Origin of the sequence: Sphingomonas sp. Leaf9 (assembly GCF_001421355.1) — a bacterium.
Classification (GTDB): domain Bacteria; phylum Pseudomonadota; class Alphaproteobacteria; order Sphingomonadales; family Sphingomonadaceae; genus Sphingomonas.
In genome coordinates this window covers 105,928-120,008 of the sequence record NZ_LMKC01000001.1, presented here as the reverse complement: position 1 = coordinate 120,008, position 14,081 = coordinate 105,928, and the positions used below count along the sequence as shown (strand labels likewise).

At 66.0% G+C, this 14,081-nt stretch carries 20 protein-coding genes and 1 other RNA gene; 7 read left to right on the top strand and 14 right to left on the bottom strand.

Annotation, left to right across the window (positions count from 1 at the left end):
* Nucleotides 1-11: 11 nt before the first annotated feature.
* From rnpB to ASE58_RS00570, 3 genes are all read left to right on the top strand, one after another.
* Nucleotides 12-415, top strand: an RNA gene (gene rnpB, locus ASE58_RS04150) — RNase P RNA component class A.
* Nucleotides 416-466: 51 nt separating this feature from the next.
* The gene (locus tag ASE58_RS00575) at nucleotides 467-1,003 is read left to right on the top strand and encodes a J domain-containing protein (RefSeq protein WP_055817016.1); all 537 of its coding nucleotides are present in this window, start codon (nucleotides 467-469) and stop codon (nucleotides 1,001-1,003) included.
* The gene (locus tag ASE58_RS00570; protein ID WP_200909269.1) at nucleotides 1,000-1,296 is read left to right on the top strand and encodes a (2Fe-2S) ferredoxin domain-containing protein; all 297 of its coding nucleotides are present in this window, start codon (nucleotides 1,000-1,002) and stop codon (nucleotides 1,294-1,296) included. Before ASE58_RS00575 ends, ASE58_RS00570 begins: the two co-directional genes overlap by 4 nt.
* On the opposite strand, the gene ASE58_RS00565 is transcribed toward ASE58_RS00570, so the two are convergent.
* From ASE58_RS00565 to ASE58_RS17710, 10 genes are all read right to left on the bottom strand, one after another.
* Nucleotides 1,293-2,105 (bottom strand): metallophosphoesterase, encoded by an 813-nt coding sequence (locus tag ASE58_RS00565; protein ID WP_235513440.1) that lies wholly within the window; start codon nucleotides 2,103-2,105, stop codon nucleotides 1,293-1,295. The two genes, ASE58_RS00570 and ASE58_RS00565, sit on opposite strands and share 4 nt — an antisense overlap.
* Nucleotides 2,102-2,506, bottom strand: coding sequence for a SufE family protein (locus ASE58_RS00560; protein ID WP_055817012.1), 405 nt, complete (start codon nucleotides 2,504-2,506; stop codon nucleotides 2,102-2,104). Before ASE58_RS00560 ends, ASE58_RS00565 begins: the two co-directional genes overlap by 4 nt.
* A 23-nt stretch (nucleotides 2,507-2,529) precedes the next feature.
* Nucleotides 2,530-2,763 carry a hypothetical protein gene (locus ASE58_RS00555; protein ID WP_055817009.1) on the bottom strand — a complete coding sequence of 78 codons (234 nt, stop codon included), beginning with the start codon at nucleotides 2,761-2,763 and terminating at the stop codon, nucleotides 2,530-2,532.
* Nucleotides 2,764-2,785: 22 nt separating this feature from the next.
* Nucleotides 2,786-3,049 carry a hypothetical protein gene (locus tag ASE58_RS00550; RefSeq protein WP_055761146.1) on the bottom strand — a complete coding sequence of 88 codons (264 nt, stop codon included), beginning with the start codon at nucleotides 3,047-3,049 and terminating at the stop codon, nucleotides 2,786-2,788.
* 11 nt (nucleotides 3,050-3,060) lie between these two features.
* A complete protein-coding gene (locus ASE58_RS00545) occupies nucleotides 3,061-3,345 on the bottom strand; it encodes a hypothetical protein (RefSeq protein WP_443024636.1) in 285 nt (94 codons plus the stop codon).
* Between the two features lie 48 nt (nucleotides 3,346-3,393).
* Nucleotides 3,394-3,675 (bottom strand): hypothetical protein, encoded by a 282-nt coding sequence (locus tag ASE58_RS00540; RefSeq protein ID WP_055817007.1) that lies wholly within the window; start codon nucleotides 3,673-3,675, stop codon nucleotides 3,394-3,396.
* 36 nt (nucleotides 3,676-3,711) lie between these two features.
* Complete coding sequence (pspC, locus tag ASE58_RS00535; protein WP_055761154.1) at nucleotides 3,712-4,092, bottom strand: envelope stress response membrane protein PspC; 381 nt, start codon at nucleotides 4,090-4,092, stop codon at nucleotides 3,712-3,714.
* Nucleotides 4,092-4,376: an envelope stress response membrane protein PspB gene (gene pspB / locus ASE58_RS00530; RefSeq protein WP_055817006.1), complete on the bottom strand. Its 285-nt coding sequence runs from the start codon at nucleotides 4,374-4,376 to the stop codon at nucleotides 4,092-4,094. The genes pspC and pspB overlap by 1 nt, the downstream gene beginning before the upstream one ends.
* A 4-nt stretch (nucleotides 4,377-4,380) precedes the next feature.
* Nucleotides 4,381-5,049, bottom strand: a complete 669-nt coding sequence (gene pspA / locus ASE58_RS00525) for a phage shock protein PspA (protein WP_055761160.1) — start codon at nucleotides 5,047-5,049, stop codon at nucleotides 4,381-4,383.
* 65 nt (nucleotides 5,050-5,114) lie between these two features.
* The gene (locus ASE58_RS17710; protein ID WP_156347546.1) at nucleotides 5,115-5,258 is read right to left on the bottom strand and encodes a hypothetical protein; all 144 of its coding nucleotides are present in this window, start codon (nucleotides 5,256-5,258) and stop codon (nucleotides 5,115-5,117) included.
* A gap of 171 nt (nucleotides 5,259-5,429) precedes the next feature.
* Here ASE58_RS17710 and pspF point away from each other — a divergent pair, with 171 nt between their 5' ends.
* Together pspF and ASE58_RS00515 are read left to right on the top strand one after the other, a co-directional pair.
* Complete coding sequence (pspF, locus tag ASE58_RS00520) at nucleotides 5,430-6,449, top strand: phage shock protein operon transcriptional activator (protein WP_055817004.1); 1,020 nt, start codon at nucleotides 5,430-5,432, stop codon at nucleotides 6,447-6,449.
* 116 nt (nucleotides 6,450-6,565) lie between these two features.
* A complete protein-coding gene (locus ASE58_RS00515; RefSeq protein ID WP_055817002.1) occupies nucleotides 6,566-7,177 on the top strand; it encodes a superoxide dismutase in 612 nt (203 codons plus the stop codon).
* Nucleotides 7,178-7,308: 131 nt separating this feature from the next.
* Here ASE58_RS00515 and ASE58_RS00510 read toward each other — a convergent pair whose 3' ends face one another.
* Genes ASE58_RS00510 through mtaB form a run of 3 tightly spaced genes read right to left on the bottom strand, consistent with a single transcriptional unit; the run spans nucleotide 7,309 to nucleotide 10,102 of the window.
* Complete coding sequence (locus tag ASE58_RS00510) at nucleotides 7,309-7,944, bottom strand: septation protein A (RefSeq protein ID WP_055817000.1); 636 nt, start codon at nucleotides 7,942-7,944, stop codon at nucleotides 7,309-7,311.
* Nucleotides 7,941-8,870, bottom strand: a complete 930-nt coding sequence (gene ftsY, locus ASE58_RS00505) for a signal recognition particle-docking protein FtsY (RefSeq protein ID WP_055761172.1) — start codon at nucleotides 8,868-8,870, stop codon at nucleotides 7,941-7,943. Before ftsY ends, ASE58_RS00510 begins: the two co-directional genes overlap by 4 nt.
* Nucleotides 8,867-10,102, bottom strand: a complete 1,236-nt coding sequence (gene mtaB, locus ASE58_RS00500; protein WP_055816997.1) for a tRNA (N(6)-L-threonylcarbamoyladenosine(37)-C(2))-methylthiotransferase MtaB — start codon at nucleotides 10,100-10,102, stop codon at nucleotides 8,867-8,869. The genes ftsY and mtaB overlap by 4 nt, the downstream gene beginning before the upstream one ends.
* Here mtaB and ASE58_RS00495 point away from each other — a divergent pair.
* Nucleotides 10,101-10,679: a DUF924 family protein gene (locus ASE58_RS00495; RefSeq protein ID WP_055816995.1), complete on the top strand. Its 579-nt coding sequence runs from the start codon at nucleotides 10,101-10,103 to the stop codon at nucleotides 10,677-10,679. The two genes, mtaB and ASE58_RS00495, sit on opposite strands and share 2 nt — an antisense overlap.
* Here ASE58_RS00495 and ASE58_RS00490 read toward each other — a convergent pair.
* On the bottom strand, nucleotides 10,654-12,261 hold the full coding sequence (locus ASE58_RS00490) for a putative bifunctional diguanylate cyclase/phosphodiesterase (protein WP_055816993.1): 1,608 nt from the start codon (nucleotides 12,259-12,261) through the stop codon (nucleotides 10,654-10,656). The two genes, ASE58_RS00495 and ASE58_RS00490, sit on opposite strands and share 26 nt — an antisense overlap.
* 289 nt (nucleotides 12,262-12,550) lie before the next feature.
* Here ASE58_RS00490 and ffh point away from each other — a divergent pair, with 289 nt between their 5' ends.
* A complete protein-coding gene (gene ffh / locus ASE58_RS00485) occupies nucleotides 12,551-14,059 on the top strand; it encodes a signal recognition particle protein (RefSeq protein WP_055761184.1) in 1,509 nt (502 codons plus the stop codon).
* Nucleotides 14,060-14,081 lie beyond the last annotated feature (22 nt).

Here is a 14,081-nt window from a genome sequence, read left to right as displayed (position 1 = left end):
GGGCGTCCGGGTCAGAGGGTCGGGCGGCCGCGTCGCGCGCAAGCGTGCCGAGGAAAGTCCGGGCTCCACGGAAACGACGGTGCCGGGTAACGCCCGGCGGGCTTCGCAGGCTTCGGCACGCGGGGTTCAGGGACAGTGCCACAGAGAGCAGACGGCCTTTGGCTTCGGCCGGGTTACGGTGAAAGGGTGCGGTAAGAGCGCACCGCGCGGCCGGTAACGGCAGCGGCATGGCAAACCCCACCGGGAGCAAGACCGAATAGGGGCGGCAGGGAGTACGCAAGTGCTCCGGGGCATGTTCCGGCCCGCTGCCCGGGTTGGTTGCTAGAGATGGCGCGCAAGCGTCGTCCAAGAGGAATGGTCGCCCATCCTGTTTCATTCAGGTGGACAGAACCCGGCTTACAGACCCTCTGACATTCCCGCGCGACAATGGGTTGCGTGAGGCGCATGGCGGCTTATTTCGACAGCAATGGCACGAAACACGCGATCGAACGACTGGGGCTTTCCCCGCTGGCGCGGCTATAGCGAGGGCCGCGAGGCGCAGACGGTGAAGCTGTGTGACCGCCACGGTTGCACCGAACCCGGTAAATGCCCCGCGCCCAAATCGCCCAACAGCCCCGACCGCTGGTATTTCTGCGAAGCGCATGCGGCGGAATATAACAAGGGCTGGAACTACTTCGAGGGGCTGAACGAGGAAGAGGCCAAGGCCCGCGAGGCAGAGGAACGTCGCACCGCCAATGGCTATGCCGCGTCCGCTTCGAATGCCTGGGCAGGCTCTGGCGACAGCACCCGCTCGCGCGACGAGATGCGCGCGCTTGAGGTGCTGGAATGCGATCCCGACGCCAATTTCGACACGATCCGCCTCGCGTGGCGCAAGCTCGCCAAGGTGTTCCACCCCGATGTCCGGCCCGGCGATGCCGAGGCGGCGAAGAAATTCCACGCGATCCAGGCGGCCTATGACGTGCTGCGCGTCGCGGAAGAACGCCGGGCCTGGAAACCGGCGTGAGGACCGGTGTCCGGTCCCGCTGGGACAAGGCGGTGCTGGTCTGCGCCAAATGTTCGAAGAAGCTGAACGGCGGGTTCGGTGATGCGGGCAAGCCTCTGGCCAAGGCGCTGCGCCGGCATCTGAAGCTGAAGAACGGGCCGAAGTCGCGTGCGGGCGTGGTCGAGGTGAAGTGCCTCGACGTGTGTCCCAAGGGCGCGGTGGTGGTGGTCGACAGTGCGCGGCCGAATGACTGGCTGCTGGTGCGGCCGGGCGACGATCTGGACGCGGTGGCCGGGCGGCTGGGGCTGGATTAGCCGCCGATCGTGATCCGCCAGATATCGGGCGGCGTGCCGAAGCGGATCGGCAGTTCGCTGGTGCCCAGTCCTGCGCCGACGACCAGCACCCGCCCCTTTTCTCGAACCACACCGCAGCCATAGCGCGCGCCGTAATTGGAACCATAGGTCAGCGCACCGAGGATCGGCAGCCGGACCTGCCCGCAATGGGTATGCCCCGCGAGCATCACGCCGACCTTGCCCGACAGCTTCTTGAACGGATCGGGATTGTGGCTGAGCACGATCGGGAACCCGCCGATCCGCCCCAGCGCGGCCAGTGTCGCCGGCAGATCGGCGTGGTCGGTCGTGGCATCGTCCAGTCCGCCGATCGCCAGCGGCCCTGCACGCACCGCGTCGTTGGCAAGCGGTTCGACCCCCGCCGCGCGCAGCGACCGCCGCATCTCGGCCGCGCCGCGTTCGTGATCGTGGTTGCCCAGTACCGCAAAGGTGCCCAGCCGGGGGCGGAGCGCGGCGAAGGGCGCGATCGCCGCCTGTGCGGGATAGGTGCGCGTCGACGCCGCCTTGTCGCTCACATAATCGCCCGCCAGCAAGACGACATCGGGCTTCAGTGCATTCACCTGCGCCACGATCCGCGCCAGCCGTTCGGGTGGCATGTCGGGGCCGGCGACATGGCTGTCGGTCAGGAGCACGACCGAGGTCGGCGCGATCGGCGCGGGGAGGTGCAGGTCGCGCACGATCGGGTCGGCCAGCGCGTTGCGATATCCTGCCGCAGCGGTCGCGATGCCGAATACGGCCGCCGCCGCCGCGATCCAGCCGATCCGGCGCTTCACGCCAGCCGTGCCGCCGTTTCCCGGATCAGCGCGATCATGTTGGGAATACCCTGCGTCCGGTTGGAGCTGAGCTGGTTGCGCAGGTCGAACGGGGCCAGCGTGTCGGCGATGTCGGTGTCGAGGATCGTCCTGGCCGGCTGGTCCTGCACGGTCGCCAGCACCAGCGCGATGATCCCCTTGGTAATCGCGGCGTTGCTGTCTGCCAGGAAGTGGAGCGTCCCGTCCTCGCGGGGCTGGGGATAGACCCAGACCGATGCCGAACAGCCTCGAACCAGCGTCGCATCGGTCTTCAGGGGATCGGGCATCGGCTCCAGCTGGCGCCCCAGGTCGATCAGGAGCCGGTAACGGTCGTCGCCGTCGAGGAAGTCATATTCTTCGCGGATATCGTCGATGCTCTGCATGACGCCGCTATAGGCGTTTGGCCCTACAGTTCCACCCCGGCGGCGATCGCTTCGAGCTTGCGGATGCGTTCCTTCAGGTCGGCGATCTCGATCCGGGTGCCGGCATTGGGGGTCGGCTGCTGGGTCATGGCGTGATCGCCCAGCCGCTGCTGCTGGAGCGAGAGCCAGCCACGCCATCCCGCCAGCGCCGTAACCGCAAGGATCGTGACGGCGGCCAGCGTGGTGATGGCAAGGGCGAGGGTAAGCGTGAGGTTCATCGGACGGTCCCTTCGCTTGGGGTCAGTTGAGAGGTTTGTCGCGCAGTCGCTCAATCTCGTCGGAGAGGTCGACGCCGCGGTCGGTGATGATGCGTTCGAGGACGCGGACGCGCTGTTCCAGCCGTTCGGTCTGCGCGGCGTACTGCGCGGCCTTTTCGGCGGTTTCGGTGCCGCGGACCTGCAATTCCCGCTCCTTCAGCTCCAGCCAAGGTTGGAAGACCAGTTTGCTGAGGATCGCGACGATCGGGATCATCAGGGCAAGGGCGGGGATGAGAAAGGGGCTCATGACAGGTCCTTTCAGTTCGCGCGGCTGCGCAGTTGCTCGATCTCGCGGTCGAGGCTGTGGGCGCCGTCGGTCACGATCCGTTCGACATTGGCCAGCCGGTCCTTGATCGATCCCAGCTCGGCCTTCAGCTGGCCGTTTTCCTGGCTCAGCAGCTTGACCCGTTCGACCGTCTCGTCGTTGGCGACCGGGTAGACGTTCTGGCCCCAGCTGCCCTGCAACGGATAGCCGTTCTTGACGCGCAGCCAGGTGGTGACGACCCACGCCACCATGATGGCAAGGCCGAGCAGGACGATCATCGGAACGAGGTCGGGATTGTTGGTCAGCATGATCTTGGTCCTCGAAGCTTAGCGCAGCGCGTCGATTTCGCGGGCAGTACGGGTGGCAGGGTCGGTCGCGATGCGCTCGAGAACGGCGATGCGTTCTTCGAGACGCAGGACCTTGGCCTGCAACTGCTCGTTCTGTTGCGCCATCAGCCATGCCTGACGCTCGGCATCGGGGTTGCCGCCGCGGACGCGTTCGTCCTCCTTGGCGATCCCATGCTTTGCCCGGATCGATGCCTTCACGACACCGGCGATCATCGCCATCGCGATGATGGCCAATACGAAACCCGGTCCACCCCAATTCATCGTCTCTCTCCCCAAATCGTCCCGGCAGGGATCGGATCAGCGCAGGCTGTCGATCTCGTCCGCCAGACGGGTGTTGCGGCTGGTATAATACATTTCGATATCGGCAAGGCGACGGTCGATATCGCGGAAGGTCGAGCGCATTTCCGATGCCGAGCGGGTCGGGTTCGACCGGACGCCCTGCCAGAATTTCTCGTCCTCGCGGCTTTCATACAGGCCGTAGGGCTTCTTCGGGGCCATCCATGCGATCATGAAATACGCGATGGCCGTCCAGGGAAAGCCGCCGACCAGCGTCAGCATCACCGTGCCGATGCGGATCCACATGACCTCGACACCGGTGTAGTCGGCGATGCCGGCGCACACGCCCGACATCTTGCCATTCGCCTTGTCGACATAGAATTTGGTGCGTGCGCCAGACATCAGTCCCTCCGTGCGTAGTCGTTGTTGCGGAAATCGCTTTCCGGATATTCCCGGCGCGGCGTCGAAGGGCGGAAGTCCGGATTGTCGGCGGCGATGATCCGCTCGATCGTCTGGAGCCGCTCTTCGAGCCGGCGGGCGGTGACGTGCATGTCGTCGAGCAGTCGCTCGTCCTCGTTGGTCAGCGTCGGCGACTGTTTCCACTTCGTGATGTAGTGGAGGATCAGCCACGGCAGACCGATGAAGAGGACGCTGATCGCGACCGCCGCGGTCAGGAATTCGCCCATCGTCTCAGCCCTCCCGGTTCAGGCGGGCCTTGAGCGCGGCCAGTTCGGCGTCGATCTTGTCCGACGACCGCAGTTCCGCGATCTCGTCCTCGAGCGACTTGCCACCCTGGCCCATGCCGGCCGCTTCGGCGCGACCTTCGGCCAGGTCGGCCCGGCGTTCGAGCACGTCGAAGCGGCTGAACGCTTCGGCGGTCTTCGATCCGGCATACATCTCGCGCAGCTTGGTGCGGTTGTTGGCGCTTTCCATCCGGGTCTGGATGGCGTTCTGCCGGGTCCGCGCCTCGCGCAGCTTGTTCTGCAGCTTGGCGATATCGGCTTCCGACGCGCGCAGCGCATCGTCGAGCACGACGATTTCGGCGTTCAGCTGTTCGATCATGTCGACCGCCTTCTGCCGTTCGACCAGCGCGGCCTTCGCCAGATCCTCGCGGTCCTTGCTCAGCGCCAGCTCGGCCTTTTCGGTCCAGCTGTCCTGCAGCTTGTCCAGCTTGGCGATATGGCGGCGCATTTCCTTCTGGTCGGCGATGGTGCGCGCGGCGGACGCACGGACCTCGACCAGCGTTTCCTCCATTTCAAGGATGATCATGCGGATCATCTTCGCGGGGTCTTCGGCCTTGTCGAGCAGGTCGGTGACGTTGGCGGCGATGATGTCGCGGGTGCGGGAAAAGATACCCATCGAGTTACTCCTGGAAAAACTGGGGTGGCCGGAACGGAACGGGGCAGAACCGCCCCGGCCTGCCGTCACGCCATCGGCGCTGCGGCAACGGGTGTGGCGATCGGACCGGAAGCGGTCGTTACGCCGAAGGCGAAGATGCTGACCGCGACGGCACCGATCAGGCTGAGGATCGATTGGCGGACGGTCACATTCTGGTTGATGCGGATCACGGTAATGCTCCCTGAAGCTTGATTGCCTGCGCCCTGTACCGGGCTTGCAAGATACATTGCAGGAGGCGTGCCAATTCAGAAAATGACGGTTTTGCGTCACTTTTCGCCGGTTGGTGACCGTGGCGAATTTGGCGCTTGCGAATGTTTGGGAAAATACGCCACACATCGGCGATGGAACGCGCAAGCCAGGTCGTCGGCCAATCCGGCCCCTTTCTCGATGCACTGGAGCGCGCCAGCCGCGCCGCCCAGCTCGACCGTCCCGTGCTGGTGATCGGGGAGCGGGGGACGGGCAAGGAACTGGTCGCCGAACGCCTCCACCGCCTGTCCGGCCGCTGGGACCAGCCGCTGGTCGTGATGAACTGCGCCGCGCTGCCCGAAACGCTGATCGAGGCGGAGCTGTTCGGCCATGAAGCGGGCGCGTTCACCGGCGCGACCAAGGCGCGCACCGGGCGGTTCGAGGAAGCCGATGGCGGCACGCTGTTCCTCGACGAACTGGGCACGCTGTCGATGGGTGCGCAGGAGCGGCTGTTGCGTGCGGTTGAATATGGCGAGGTGACGCGGATCGGGTCGTCGCGGCCGATCCGGGTCGATGTCCGCATCGTCGCGGCGACCAACGAGCATCTGCCCGACCGGGTGGAGCGCGGCACGTTCCGCGCCGACCTGCTCGACCGGTTGAGCTTCGAGGTCGTTACCTTGCCCCCCTTACGCGCGCGACCGGGCGATATCATGGTGCTGGCCGATTTCTTCGGACGGCGGATGGCGGCCGAGATCGGCCGCGACGAATGGCCGGGCTTTGGCCCCAATGCCGTCGACCAGCTGATGGAGCATCGCTGGCCGGGCAATGTCCGCGAGCTGCGTAATGCCGTCGAACGCTCGGTCTATCGCTGGGAACGGCCGGGGCCGATCGATCTGGTGGAGGTCGATCCGTTCGCCTCCCCCTTTCGCCCGCGCACCGCCAGCACGCCGCCGCCGGCCGCCGCCACGGGCGAGGCGGGCGACGCGCCGGAGGTGGCGGACGACAATGGCGATGATTTCAAGACGCGGGTGAACCGGTTCGAACGCCAGCTGCTGACCCGTGCGATGGCCGAGGCGCGCTATAACCAGCGGACCTGTGCCGATACGCTGGGGCTGACCTATGACCAGTTGCGCCACGCGCTGAAACGCCACGGATTATTGGGGCAGGGCGGCTGACCGACCCTTGTGCACGGGTCCCCGCGTCCTAGATGTTGCCCGAGCGTAACGACCGGAGCCGATCGGCCCATGCTTCGTTCGGTCGACCAGAGCTTAACGCCCAAGGAGGAACCCTCATGGCTTTCGAACTTCCCCCGCTGCCCTATGCCTATGACGCGCTGGAGCCGACCATCGACAAGGAAACGATGACGCTGCACCATGACAAGCACCATCAGGCCTATACCGACAAGCTGAACGAAGCCGTGTCGGAAGACGCGAGCCTCGAAGGCAAGTCGATCGAAGAGCTGATGGCGAACATGTCGGGCGCGCCGGCGAAGCTGCGCAACAATGGCGGTGGCTATTGGAACCACACCTTCTTCTGGGAAACGATGAAGGGTGGCGGTTCGCAGCCGTCGGGCGCGTTGAAGGACGCCATCGACGACCAGTTCGGTGGCCTCGATGCACTCAAGGAACAGTTCAACACGGCGGGTGCGAACCAGTTCGGCTCGGGCTGGGCATGGCTGATCGTCGGGGAGGATGGCAAGCTCGCCATCACCTCGACGCCGAACCAGGACAATCCGCTGATGGACTTCGCCCCGGTGAAGGGCACGCCAATCCTGGGCAACGACGTGTGGGAGCACGCCTATTACATCACGTACCGCAATGCGCGTCCGGCGTATCTGAAGGCGTGGTGGGACGTGGTCGACTGGGACAAGGTCGGCCAGCGCTACGACGCAGCGGTGAAGTAATTCGCCGTATAGCCCTCTCCCCTGCAGGGGAGAGGGTTGGGAGAGGGGCCTATCCGCAAGGACGGCCCCTTTTTTCATGCACGCGGCGCTCGCGGCTTTCCCCTCTCCCCTGAAGGGGAGAGGGAGCAAGGTCAGTCCGCCGGCGGCAGCGGGGCATCCTTCTCCAGTTGCAACCCATGGCGCAACAGCATCGGGATATTCGCCGCCGCAAAGATCAGCGTCAGCGGCACCGCGCCCCACAGCTTGAACCCGACCCAGAAATCCCAGGTCGAATGCCGCCAAACGACCTCGTTCAGCACGGCCATGAACGCGAAGAAGATCGCCCAGTTGATCGTGAGCTTGCGCCACCCGATCGCGCTGAGGCCCGGATAGGCGGTTTCCAGCAGCTGTTGCAGCAGCGGGCGTCCGGTCACGAGGCCGAAGGTCAGGATCGCCGAGAACATCACATAGACGATCGTCGGCTTCATCTTGATGAAGGTATCGTCGCGGAAATACAGCGTCAGCGCGCCGAACACCACGACCAGCCCCGCCGACAGCCACAGCATCGGCGAGATATGGCCGGTCTTCCATTTCGACACGATGATCGCGACCACGCTGGCAATCATGAAGGCGGTGCTGGCGATGATTACCTGCGCCAGCGAATCGACCATATCGGGCAGGCCGATCTTGCTCGCCAGCAAATTGGCGATGAAGAACACCAGCAGTGGCCCGTAATCGAGCGCCATGCGGAACAGCGGCGATACCGGGGGTTTGGCGTCGGTCGTCATTTGCGCACCCGTTCCACGCCCGCGATGATGCGGGACACTTCATGCGCATCGAACCCGCGCAGGTCGTCGGCGGTTTCGCCGACGCCGATGGCATGGATCGGCAAGCCGAACTTTTCCGCCGCCGCGACCAGCACGCCGCCGCGCGCGGTGCCGTCGAGCTTGGTCATCACCAGGCCGGTAACGCCGGCGGTCTCCTTGAAAACCTCGATCTGGTTGAGCGCATTCTGCCCCGTCGTCGCGTCGAGGACGAGGACAACATCGTGCGGCGCAGCGGGGTTCAGGCGCCCCAACACGCGGCGGACCTTGGCCAGCTCGTCCATCAGCTCGCGCTTGTTCTGGAGCCGGCCGGCGGTGTCGACGATCAGCACGTCGATGCCGGTGGCCGTCGCCTGCTTGACCGCTTCGTAGACGATGCCGGCCGCGTCGCCGCCCTCGGCACCACTGACGATCGGCACGCCGATCCGCTCGGCCCAGGTCCTGAGCTGGCCAATGGCAGCAGCGCGGAACGTGTCGCCTGCCGCCAACATGACGCCATAATCCTGCTCGACCAGCGTCTTGGCGAGCTTGGCGATCGTAGTAGTCTTGCCAGAGCCGTTGACGCCGATGACCAGGATTACCTGCGGACGCGGAAAGGCCTCGATTTCCAGCGGCTTGGCGACCGGGGTCAAGACCTTTTCGATCTCTTCCGCGACCACCAGCCGGATGCCCAGCTCCTCCATGTTACGCTCATACTGCCCTTCGGACAGGCGGGTGCGGACGCGGGCGGCGGTGGCGGGGCCGAGGTCGGAGGCGATCAGCGCCTCCTCGATCTCGTCCAGCGTCGCCTCGTCCAGCCGCGCGGCGGACAGGCCGACCAGATTGCCGGTCAGGCGGTCGGAGGTCTTTTTCAGGCCGCCGAGCAGGCGTTCGTGCCACGAAAGGCTCATAGGGGCATGCCGATCAACTGATCGCCTTCGATGTGAGTGAGCCGCGCGGTCACGATGTGACCGGGCGGGCAGGGGGGAAGCCGGACGTCGGCAAAGCCGGGACTATGCCCGCGCGTGCCGGGCCGTTCGACCAGGATGTCGGTAACACTGCCGACCTGTTCGGCCAGCCACGCGCGGTGCCGGCGACCGGCGGCGTCGCGCAGCGCCTGCGCCCGCGCCTTGGCGATGGGCGGCGACACCTGCGGCATCCGCGCGGCCGGGGTGCGCGCGCGGGGGGAATAGGGAAAGACATGGGCGTGAACGATGGCGCAATCGTCGATCAGCGCGAGCGTGTTCGCCGCCATCGCATCATCCTCGGTCGGGAAACCGGCGATCAGGTCGGCGCCGATCGCGATATCCGGCCGCGCGTTCTTCAGCCGCTCGACCAGCCGCACCGCGTCGGCGCGGCTATGGCGACGGCGCATTCGCTTGAGCACCATGTCGTCGCCCGCCTGGAACGACAGATGGGCATGCGGCATGACCCGTGGCTCGTTCGTCAGCAATTCGACCAGCTTGGCGTCGATATTTGCCGGATCGAGCGAGGAGAGGCGCAGGCGGCGGAGCGACGTGCGGACGACAATCGCCTCGACCACATCGCCCAGCCGGGGGGTGTGGGGCAGGTCGTCGCCATAACTCGACAGGTCGACCCCGGTCAGCACGACCTCGGCATGGCCGGCGGTGACCAGCGCATCGATCTGCGCCACGATGGCGTCGATATCGGCCGAGCGCGACGGCCCGCGCCCGGCCGGGATCGCGCAGAAGGTGCAGGCATGGTCGCAGCCATTCTGCACCTCGACAAAGGCGCGGGTCTGCCCTTCGAAACCGCCGGCCAATTGCGGAGCGGTGTCGAGCACGCGCTCGATCGCGCGGACGATCACCGGCTCGCTCGATCCCCATGCGGCGGGGTTCAGCTTGTCGGAATTGCCGATGACGCGGGTCACCTCCGGCATCGCGGCAAAGCTCGCCGGGTCGATCTGCGCCGCGCAGCCGGTGACGATCAGTTCGCTGGCCGGCCGGTCGCGCCGCGCCTTGCGGATCGCGCGCCGGGTGGCGGCGACGGCATCGTTGGTGACGGCGCAGCTGTTGACCACCACCACGTCGCGCGCGCCGACGATACCACGGATCGCATCGCTTTCCGCGATGTTCAGCCGGCAGCCGAGCGTTATGATGGCGAGACCACAGGAGGATGGCATGGGCGACGATCTAGGGACAGCGACCGGGGAAGTCCACGGACAGGCGCGCGAAGTGCTCGACTTCTGGTTCGATCAGGTCGGCCCCGAGCGCCATTTCGCCAAGGACGACGCGCTGGACGCGGAAATCGCCACGCGGTTCGGCGCATTGCAGCGGCAATTGCTGACCAGTGAGGCGGCGGGCTGGCGCGACGATCGCGACACGCTGCTCGCGGCGGTGATCGTGCTCGACCAGTTTTCGCGCAACCTGTTCCGCGGACAGGCGGCGGCGTTCGCGGCCGATCCGCTGGCGCTGGAGTTGACGCTGATCGGGATCGCGCGCGGCGACGATCGCGCCTTGCCGCCGGAGCGCCGGGCGTTCCTGTATATGCCGCTGATGCATAGCGAGGATGCAGGGGTATCGCGCTTTTCGTTGCGGTGTTTCGAGGCGCTGGGCAACCCCAACAACCTGACATTCGCACGCGATCATGCCGAGGTGCTGGGACGCTATGGCCGTTATCCGTCGCGCAACGCCGCGCTCGGCCGGGTGTCGACCGAGGTGGAGGCGGCGTATCTCAGCCGACCTGACGCCGGCTGGTGAGGTCGGGCAGGTCGGGCTCCACCGCGCCGCCGCTATGCAGCAGGCCGCGCGCGGCCAGCATCCGGCGGGTGTCGGCGATCGATAGCGGCTTGCCGTAGTTCCACCCCTGCGCCTTGGCACAGCCGAGTGCGGCCAGCCGTTCGGCGATGGTGTCGGTTTCGACCCCTTCGGCGGTGACCGGCAGGTTCAGGTTCGCGCCAAGGCCGATGATCGCGTTCACGATCGCCGCCGAATCGGCATTGTCGAGCAGCGAGAGGACAAAGCTCTTGTCGATCTTGATCCGGTCGAACGGCAGCGCGCGCAGGTGGGCGAGCGACGAATAACCGGTGCCGAAATCGTCGAGCGCAAGGCGGACGCCCTGATTCTTGAGCGAGCCGACGATCGACTGGGCCAGCGCGAGGTTGTCGAACAGCGCGCTTTCGGTGATCTCGATCTCCAGCCGGTTGGGTGCGAAACCACCCTCGACCGTCGCCTTGATGATCTTTTGCGCCAGCCAGGCATCGCGCAGCTGGGTGGGCGAGATGTTGACCGAGAGCGAGAGCGTCGGGTCCCAGTCGCGCGCGGCGGCAAAGGCCTGTCGCATGATGGACAGCGACAATTCGGCGATCAGTCCCGATTCCTCGGCAACGGGAATGAAGCGGTCGGGCGGAATGACGCCCTGTGTCGGGTGAATCCAGCGTGCCAGCACCTCGAACCCGCACAGCCGGCCGTTGGTCAGGTCGATCTGCGGCTCGAAATAGGGGACGATCTGTCCGGCGGGAATGGCGAGGCGCAGGCCGTTTTCGATGTCGTTGCGATCGATCAGCGCATGTTCCATCGCGCGGTTGAACCAGGTGACGCCGCCGCGTCCCGATTTCTTGGCGCAATACATCGCGATATCCGCCGACCGCAGCAGCGTGTCGATGCCCGCACCGTCGAAATCGGATCGCGCGACGCCGATCGAACTGGTCAGGTGGATGCGCCGGTCATCGACCTCGATCGGCTGCGACAGCGCGGCGATGACGCGCGAGGCGACATGATCGACGGTCGACGGGTCGCGCGCGTCGAATACGAACGCGCAGGCAAAGGCGTCGCCGCCGAATCGCGCGGTCAGCGCGGCCGTCGGCATCACGCCGGCGATCGCTTGTGCCGCCGCACGCAAAACCGCGTCGCCGGTTTCATGGCCGTGCATGTCGTTGACCATCTTGAAATGGTCGAGGTCGACGATCATCAGCGCGACCGCCTGTTCCCGGCGCATCGCGGCACCCAGCAGCGCGGCACCCGCTTCGCTCAGCGAACGACGGTTGAGGAAACCGGTCAGCGGATCGCGCGAGGCGAGCATCCTGGCGCGTTCTTCCGCCGCCGATCGGCCATGCATCTCGATCTCGACCGCGCGGTGCCGCCGCCAGCCGAAGACGACGAGAAGTGCGTTGAGGAGCAGTGCCACGACCAGCGGCCGCTCGACCGGGGCACCGCCGAAATAGCGATGGTCGAGCACGCCGGAGATGACGGCGATGCCGAGGCCGATAAACAGCAGAATCGCGCTGACACAGATCGGCAGCGTCCAGCGGCTGCCCCGCTGTCGCGCATCCGCCGGAGCCATGCCCTCCGTTCCGCGTTGCCGATCCCAATCCATATCCGAGGGTTATCGACGCCGATCGGTGTAGAAGATGTTAAAGCCGGCGTTCGGCCCGTCGATGCTCCGGCTCCGGTCGTCGCGACCCGTCGCTGCGACTTGCATGGGTGCCGCAGATGCTTTATAGCCTCCGGATCGTTTCCGTGGGGAATCGTTCAGCAATGCCGCCCAAGGGCGACGCCGGCCGACGAGGTTTCGTCCGCCGGCGTGTTTTGCTTGAGCGATTTTCGCGGGAAACCGGAATTGGAGTGCGCGCGTGTTCGAAAGTCTGAGTGACCGGCTGGGAGGGGTGTTCGATCGGCTGCGCGGTCGCGGCGCGCTGACCGAGGCCGATGTCCGGACGGCGATGCGCGAAGTCCGCGTGGCGCTGCTGGAAGCCGACGTCGCGCTGCCCGTCGCGCGCGAATTCGTCGACAAGGCGACCGAGGCCGCCGTCGGCCAGAATGTTCTGCGTTCGATCACGCCGGGGCAGCAGGTCGTCAAGATCGTCCACGACGCGCTGGTCGACATGCTGGGCCCGGACACGGCCGAGCTGGACGTCTCCGTTACGCCGCCCGCCGTCATCATGCTGGTCGGGCTTCAGGGCTCGGGCAAGACGACGACCACCGCGAAGCTCGCCAAGCTGCTGAGCAAGCGCGAGGGCAAGAAGGTGATGATGGCGTCGCTCGACGTCAATCGCCCGGCGGCGCAGGAACAGCTGGCGGTGCTGGGCACCCAGGTCGAGGTCACGACCCTGCCGATCGTGCAGGGGCAGCAGCCGGTCGACATCGCCCGTCGCGCATTGCAGGCGGCGAAGCTGCAGGGCTTCGATGTCGTCATGCTCGATACTGCTGGTCGTCTGCACGTCGACCAGGCGCTGATGGACGAGATGAAGGCCGTCTCGGACATTGCCCAGCCGAATGAGACGCTGCTGGTCGTCGACTCGCTGACCGGGCAGGACGCGGTCAACGTCGCGCAGAACTTTTCCGAACAGGTGCCGCTGACCGGCGTCATCCTGACCCGCATGGACGGCGATGCGCGCGGTGGCGCCGCGCTGTCGATGCGCGCGGTCACCGGCAAGCCGATCAAGTTCGCGGGCACCGGCGAAAAGCTGGACGCGATCGAGCCGTTCCACCCGAAGCGGGTCGCGGGCCGCATCCTCGGCATGGGCGACGTCGTGTCGCTGGTCGAAAAGGCGGCGCAGTCGATCGAGGCCGAAGATGCCGAGCGGATGGCCGGCCGTCTTGCCAAGGGTCAGTTCGACATGAACGACCTGCGCGGGCAGCTGGCGCAGATGCGGCGCATGGGTGGCCTCGGCGCGCTGGCCGGCATGATTCCCGGCATGAAGAAGGCGCAGGCGGCGATGGCGTCGGGTGCGGTGGATGAAAAGATCCTGCTGCGCATGGACGCGATGATCACGTCGATGACCGCGAAGGAACGCGCCAAGCCCGAACTCATCAATGCCAAGCGCAAGATCCGGATTGCCAAGGGGTCGGGCACGACGGTGCAGGACATCAACAAGCTGTTGAAGATGCACCAGGAAATGCAGACCGCGATGAAGAAGCTCAAGAAGATGGGCGGCATCAAGGGCATGATGGCGATGCTGGGCAAGGGCGGCATGGGCGGCCTTGGCAATGCGCTGGGCGGTCCCGGCCTTGGCGACCTGATGAGCAAGGCGGGTGGCGAAATGCCGGGCCTGCCGGGTCTCGGCGGTGGCATGGGTGGCAAGGGCGGCGGCATGCCGCAGCTGCCCCCCGGCTTCGAAAACCTTATCAAGAAGAAGTAATCGCCGGTCGGAACCGGCTTAC

Coding starts and splice junctions, on each gene's coding strand:
- ASE58_RS00495 (WP_055816995.1), top strand. CDS start 10,101: ATGGGCGACGATCTAGGGACAGCGACCGGGGAAGTCCACGGACAGGCG.
- ASE58_RS00540 (WP_055817007.1), bottom strand. CDS start 3,675: ATGAATTGGGGTGGACCGGGTTTCGTATTGGCCATCATCGCGATGGCG.
- pspB (WP_055817006.1), bottom strand. CDS start 4,376: ATGGGCGAATTCCTGACCGCGGCGGTCGCGATCAGCGTCCTCTTCATC.
- pspC (WP_055761154.1), bottom strand. CDS start 4,092: ATGTCTGGCGCACGCACCAAATTCTATGTCGACAAGGCGAATGGCAAG.
- ftsY (WP_055761172.1), bottom strand. CDS start 8,870: ATGAGCCTTTCGTGGCACGAACGCCTGCTCGGCGGCCTGAAAAAGACC.
- ASE58_RS00550 (WP_055761146.1), bottom strand. CDS start 3,049: ATGAGCCCCTTTCTCATCCCCGCCCTTGCCCTGATGATCCCGATCGTC.
- ASE58_RS00555 (WP_055817009.1), bottom strand. CDS start 2,763: ATGAACCTCACGCTTACCCTCGCCCTTGCCATCACCACGCTGGCCGCC.
- ASE58_RS00515 (WP_055817002.1), top strand. CDS start 6,566: ATGGCTTTCGAACTTCCCCCGCTGCCCTATGCCTATGACGCGCTGGAG.
- ASE58_RS00490 (WP_055816993.1), bottom strand. CDS start 12,261: ATGGCTCCGGCGGATGCGCGACAGCGGGGCAGCCGCTGGACGCTGCCG.
- ASE58_RS00575 (WP_055817016.1), top strand. CDS start 467: ATGGCACGAAACACGCGATCGAACGACTGGGGCTTTCCCCGCTGGCGC.
- ASE58_RS00545 (WP_443024636.1), bottom strand. CDS start 3,345: ATGATCGTCCTGCTCGGCCTTGCCATCATGGTGGCGTGGGTCGTCACC.
- mtaB (WP_055816997.1), bottom strand. CDS start 10,102: ATGCCATCCTCCTGTGGTCTCGCCATCATAACGCTCGGCTGCCGGCTG.
- pspF (WP_055817004.1), top strand. CDS start 5,430: ATGGAACGCGCAAGCCAGGTCGTCGGCCAATCCGGCCCCTTTCTCGAT.
- pspA (WP_055761160.1), bottom strand. CDS start 5,049: ATGGGTATCTTTTCCCGCACCCGCGACATCATCGCCGCCAACGTCACC.
- ASE58_RS00560 (WP_055817012.1), bottom strand. CDS start 2,506: ATGCAGAGCATCGACGATATCCGCGAAGAATATGACTTCCTCGACGGC.
- ASE58_RS00510 (WP_055817000.1), bottom strand. CDS start 7,944: ATGACGACCGACGCCAAACCCCCGGTATCGCCGCTGTTCCGCATGGCG.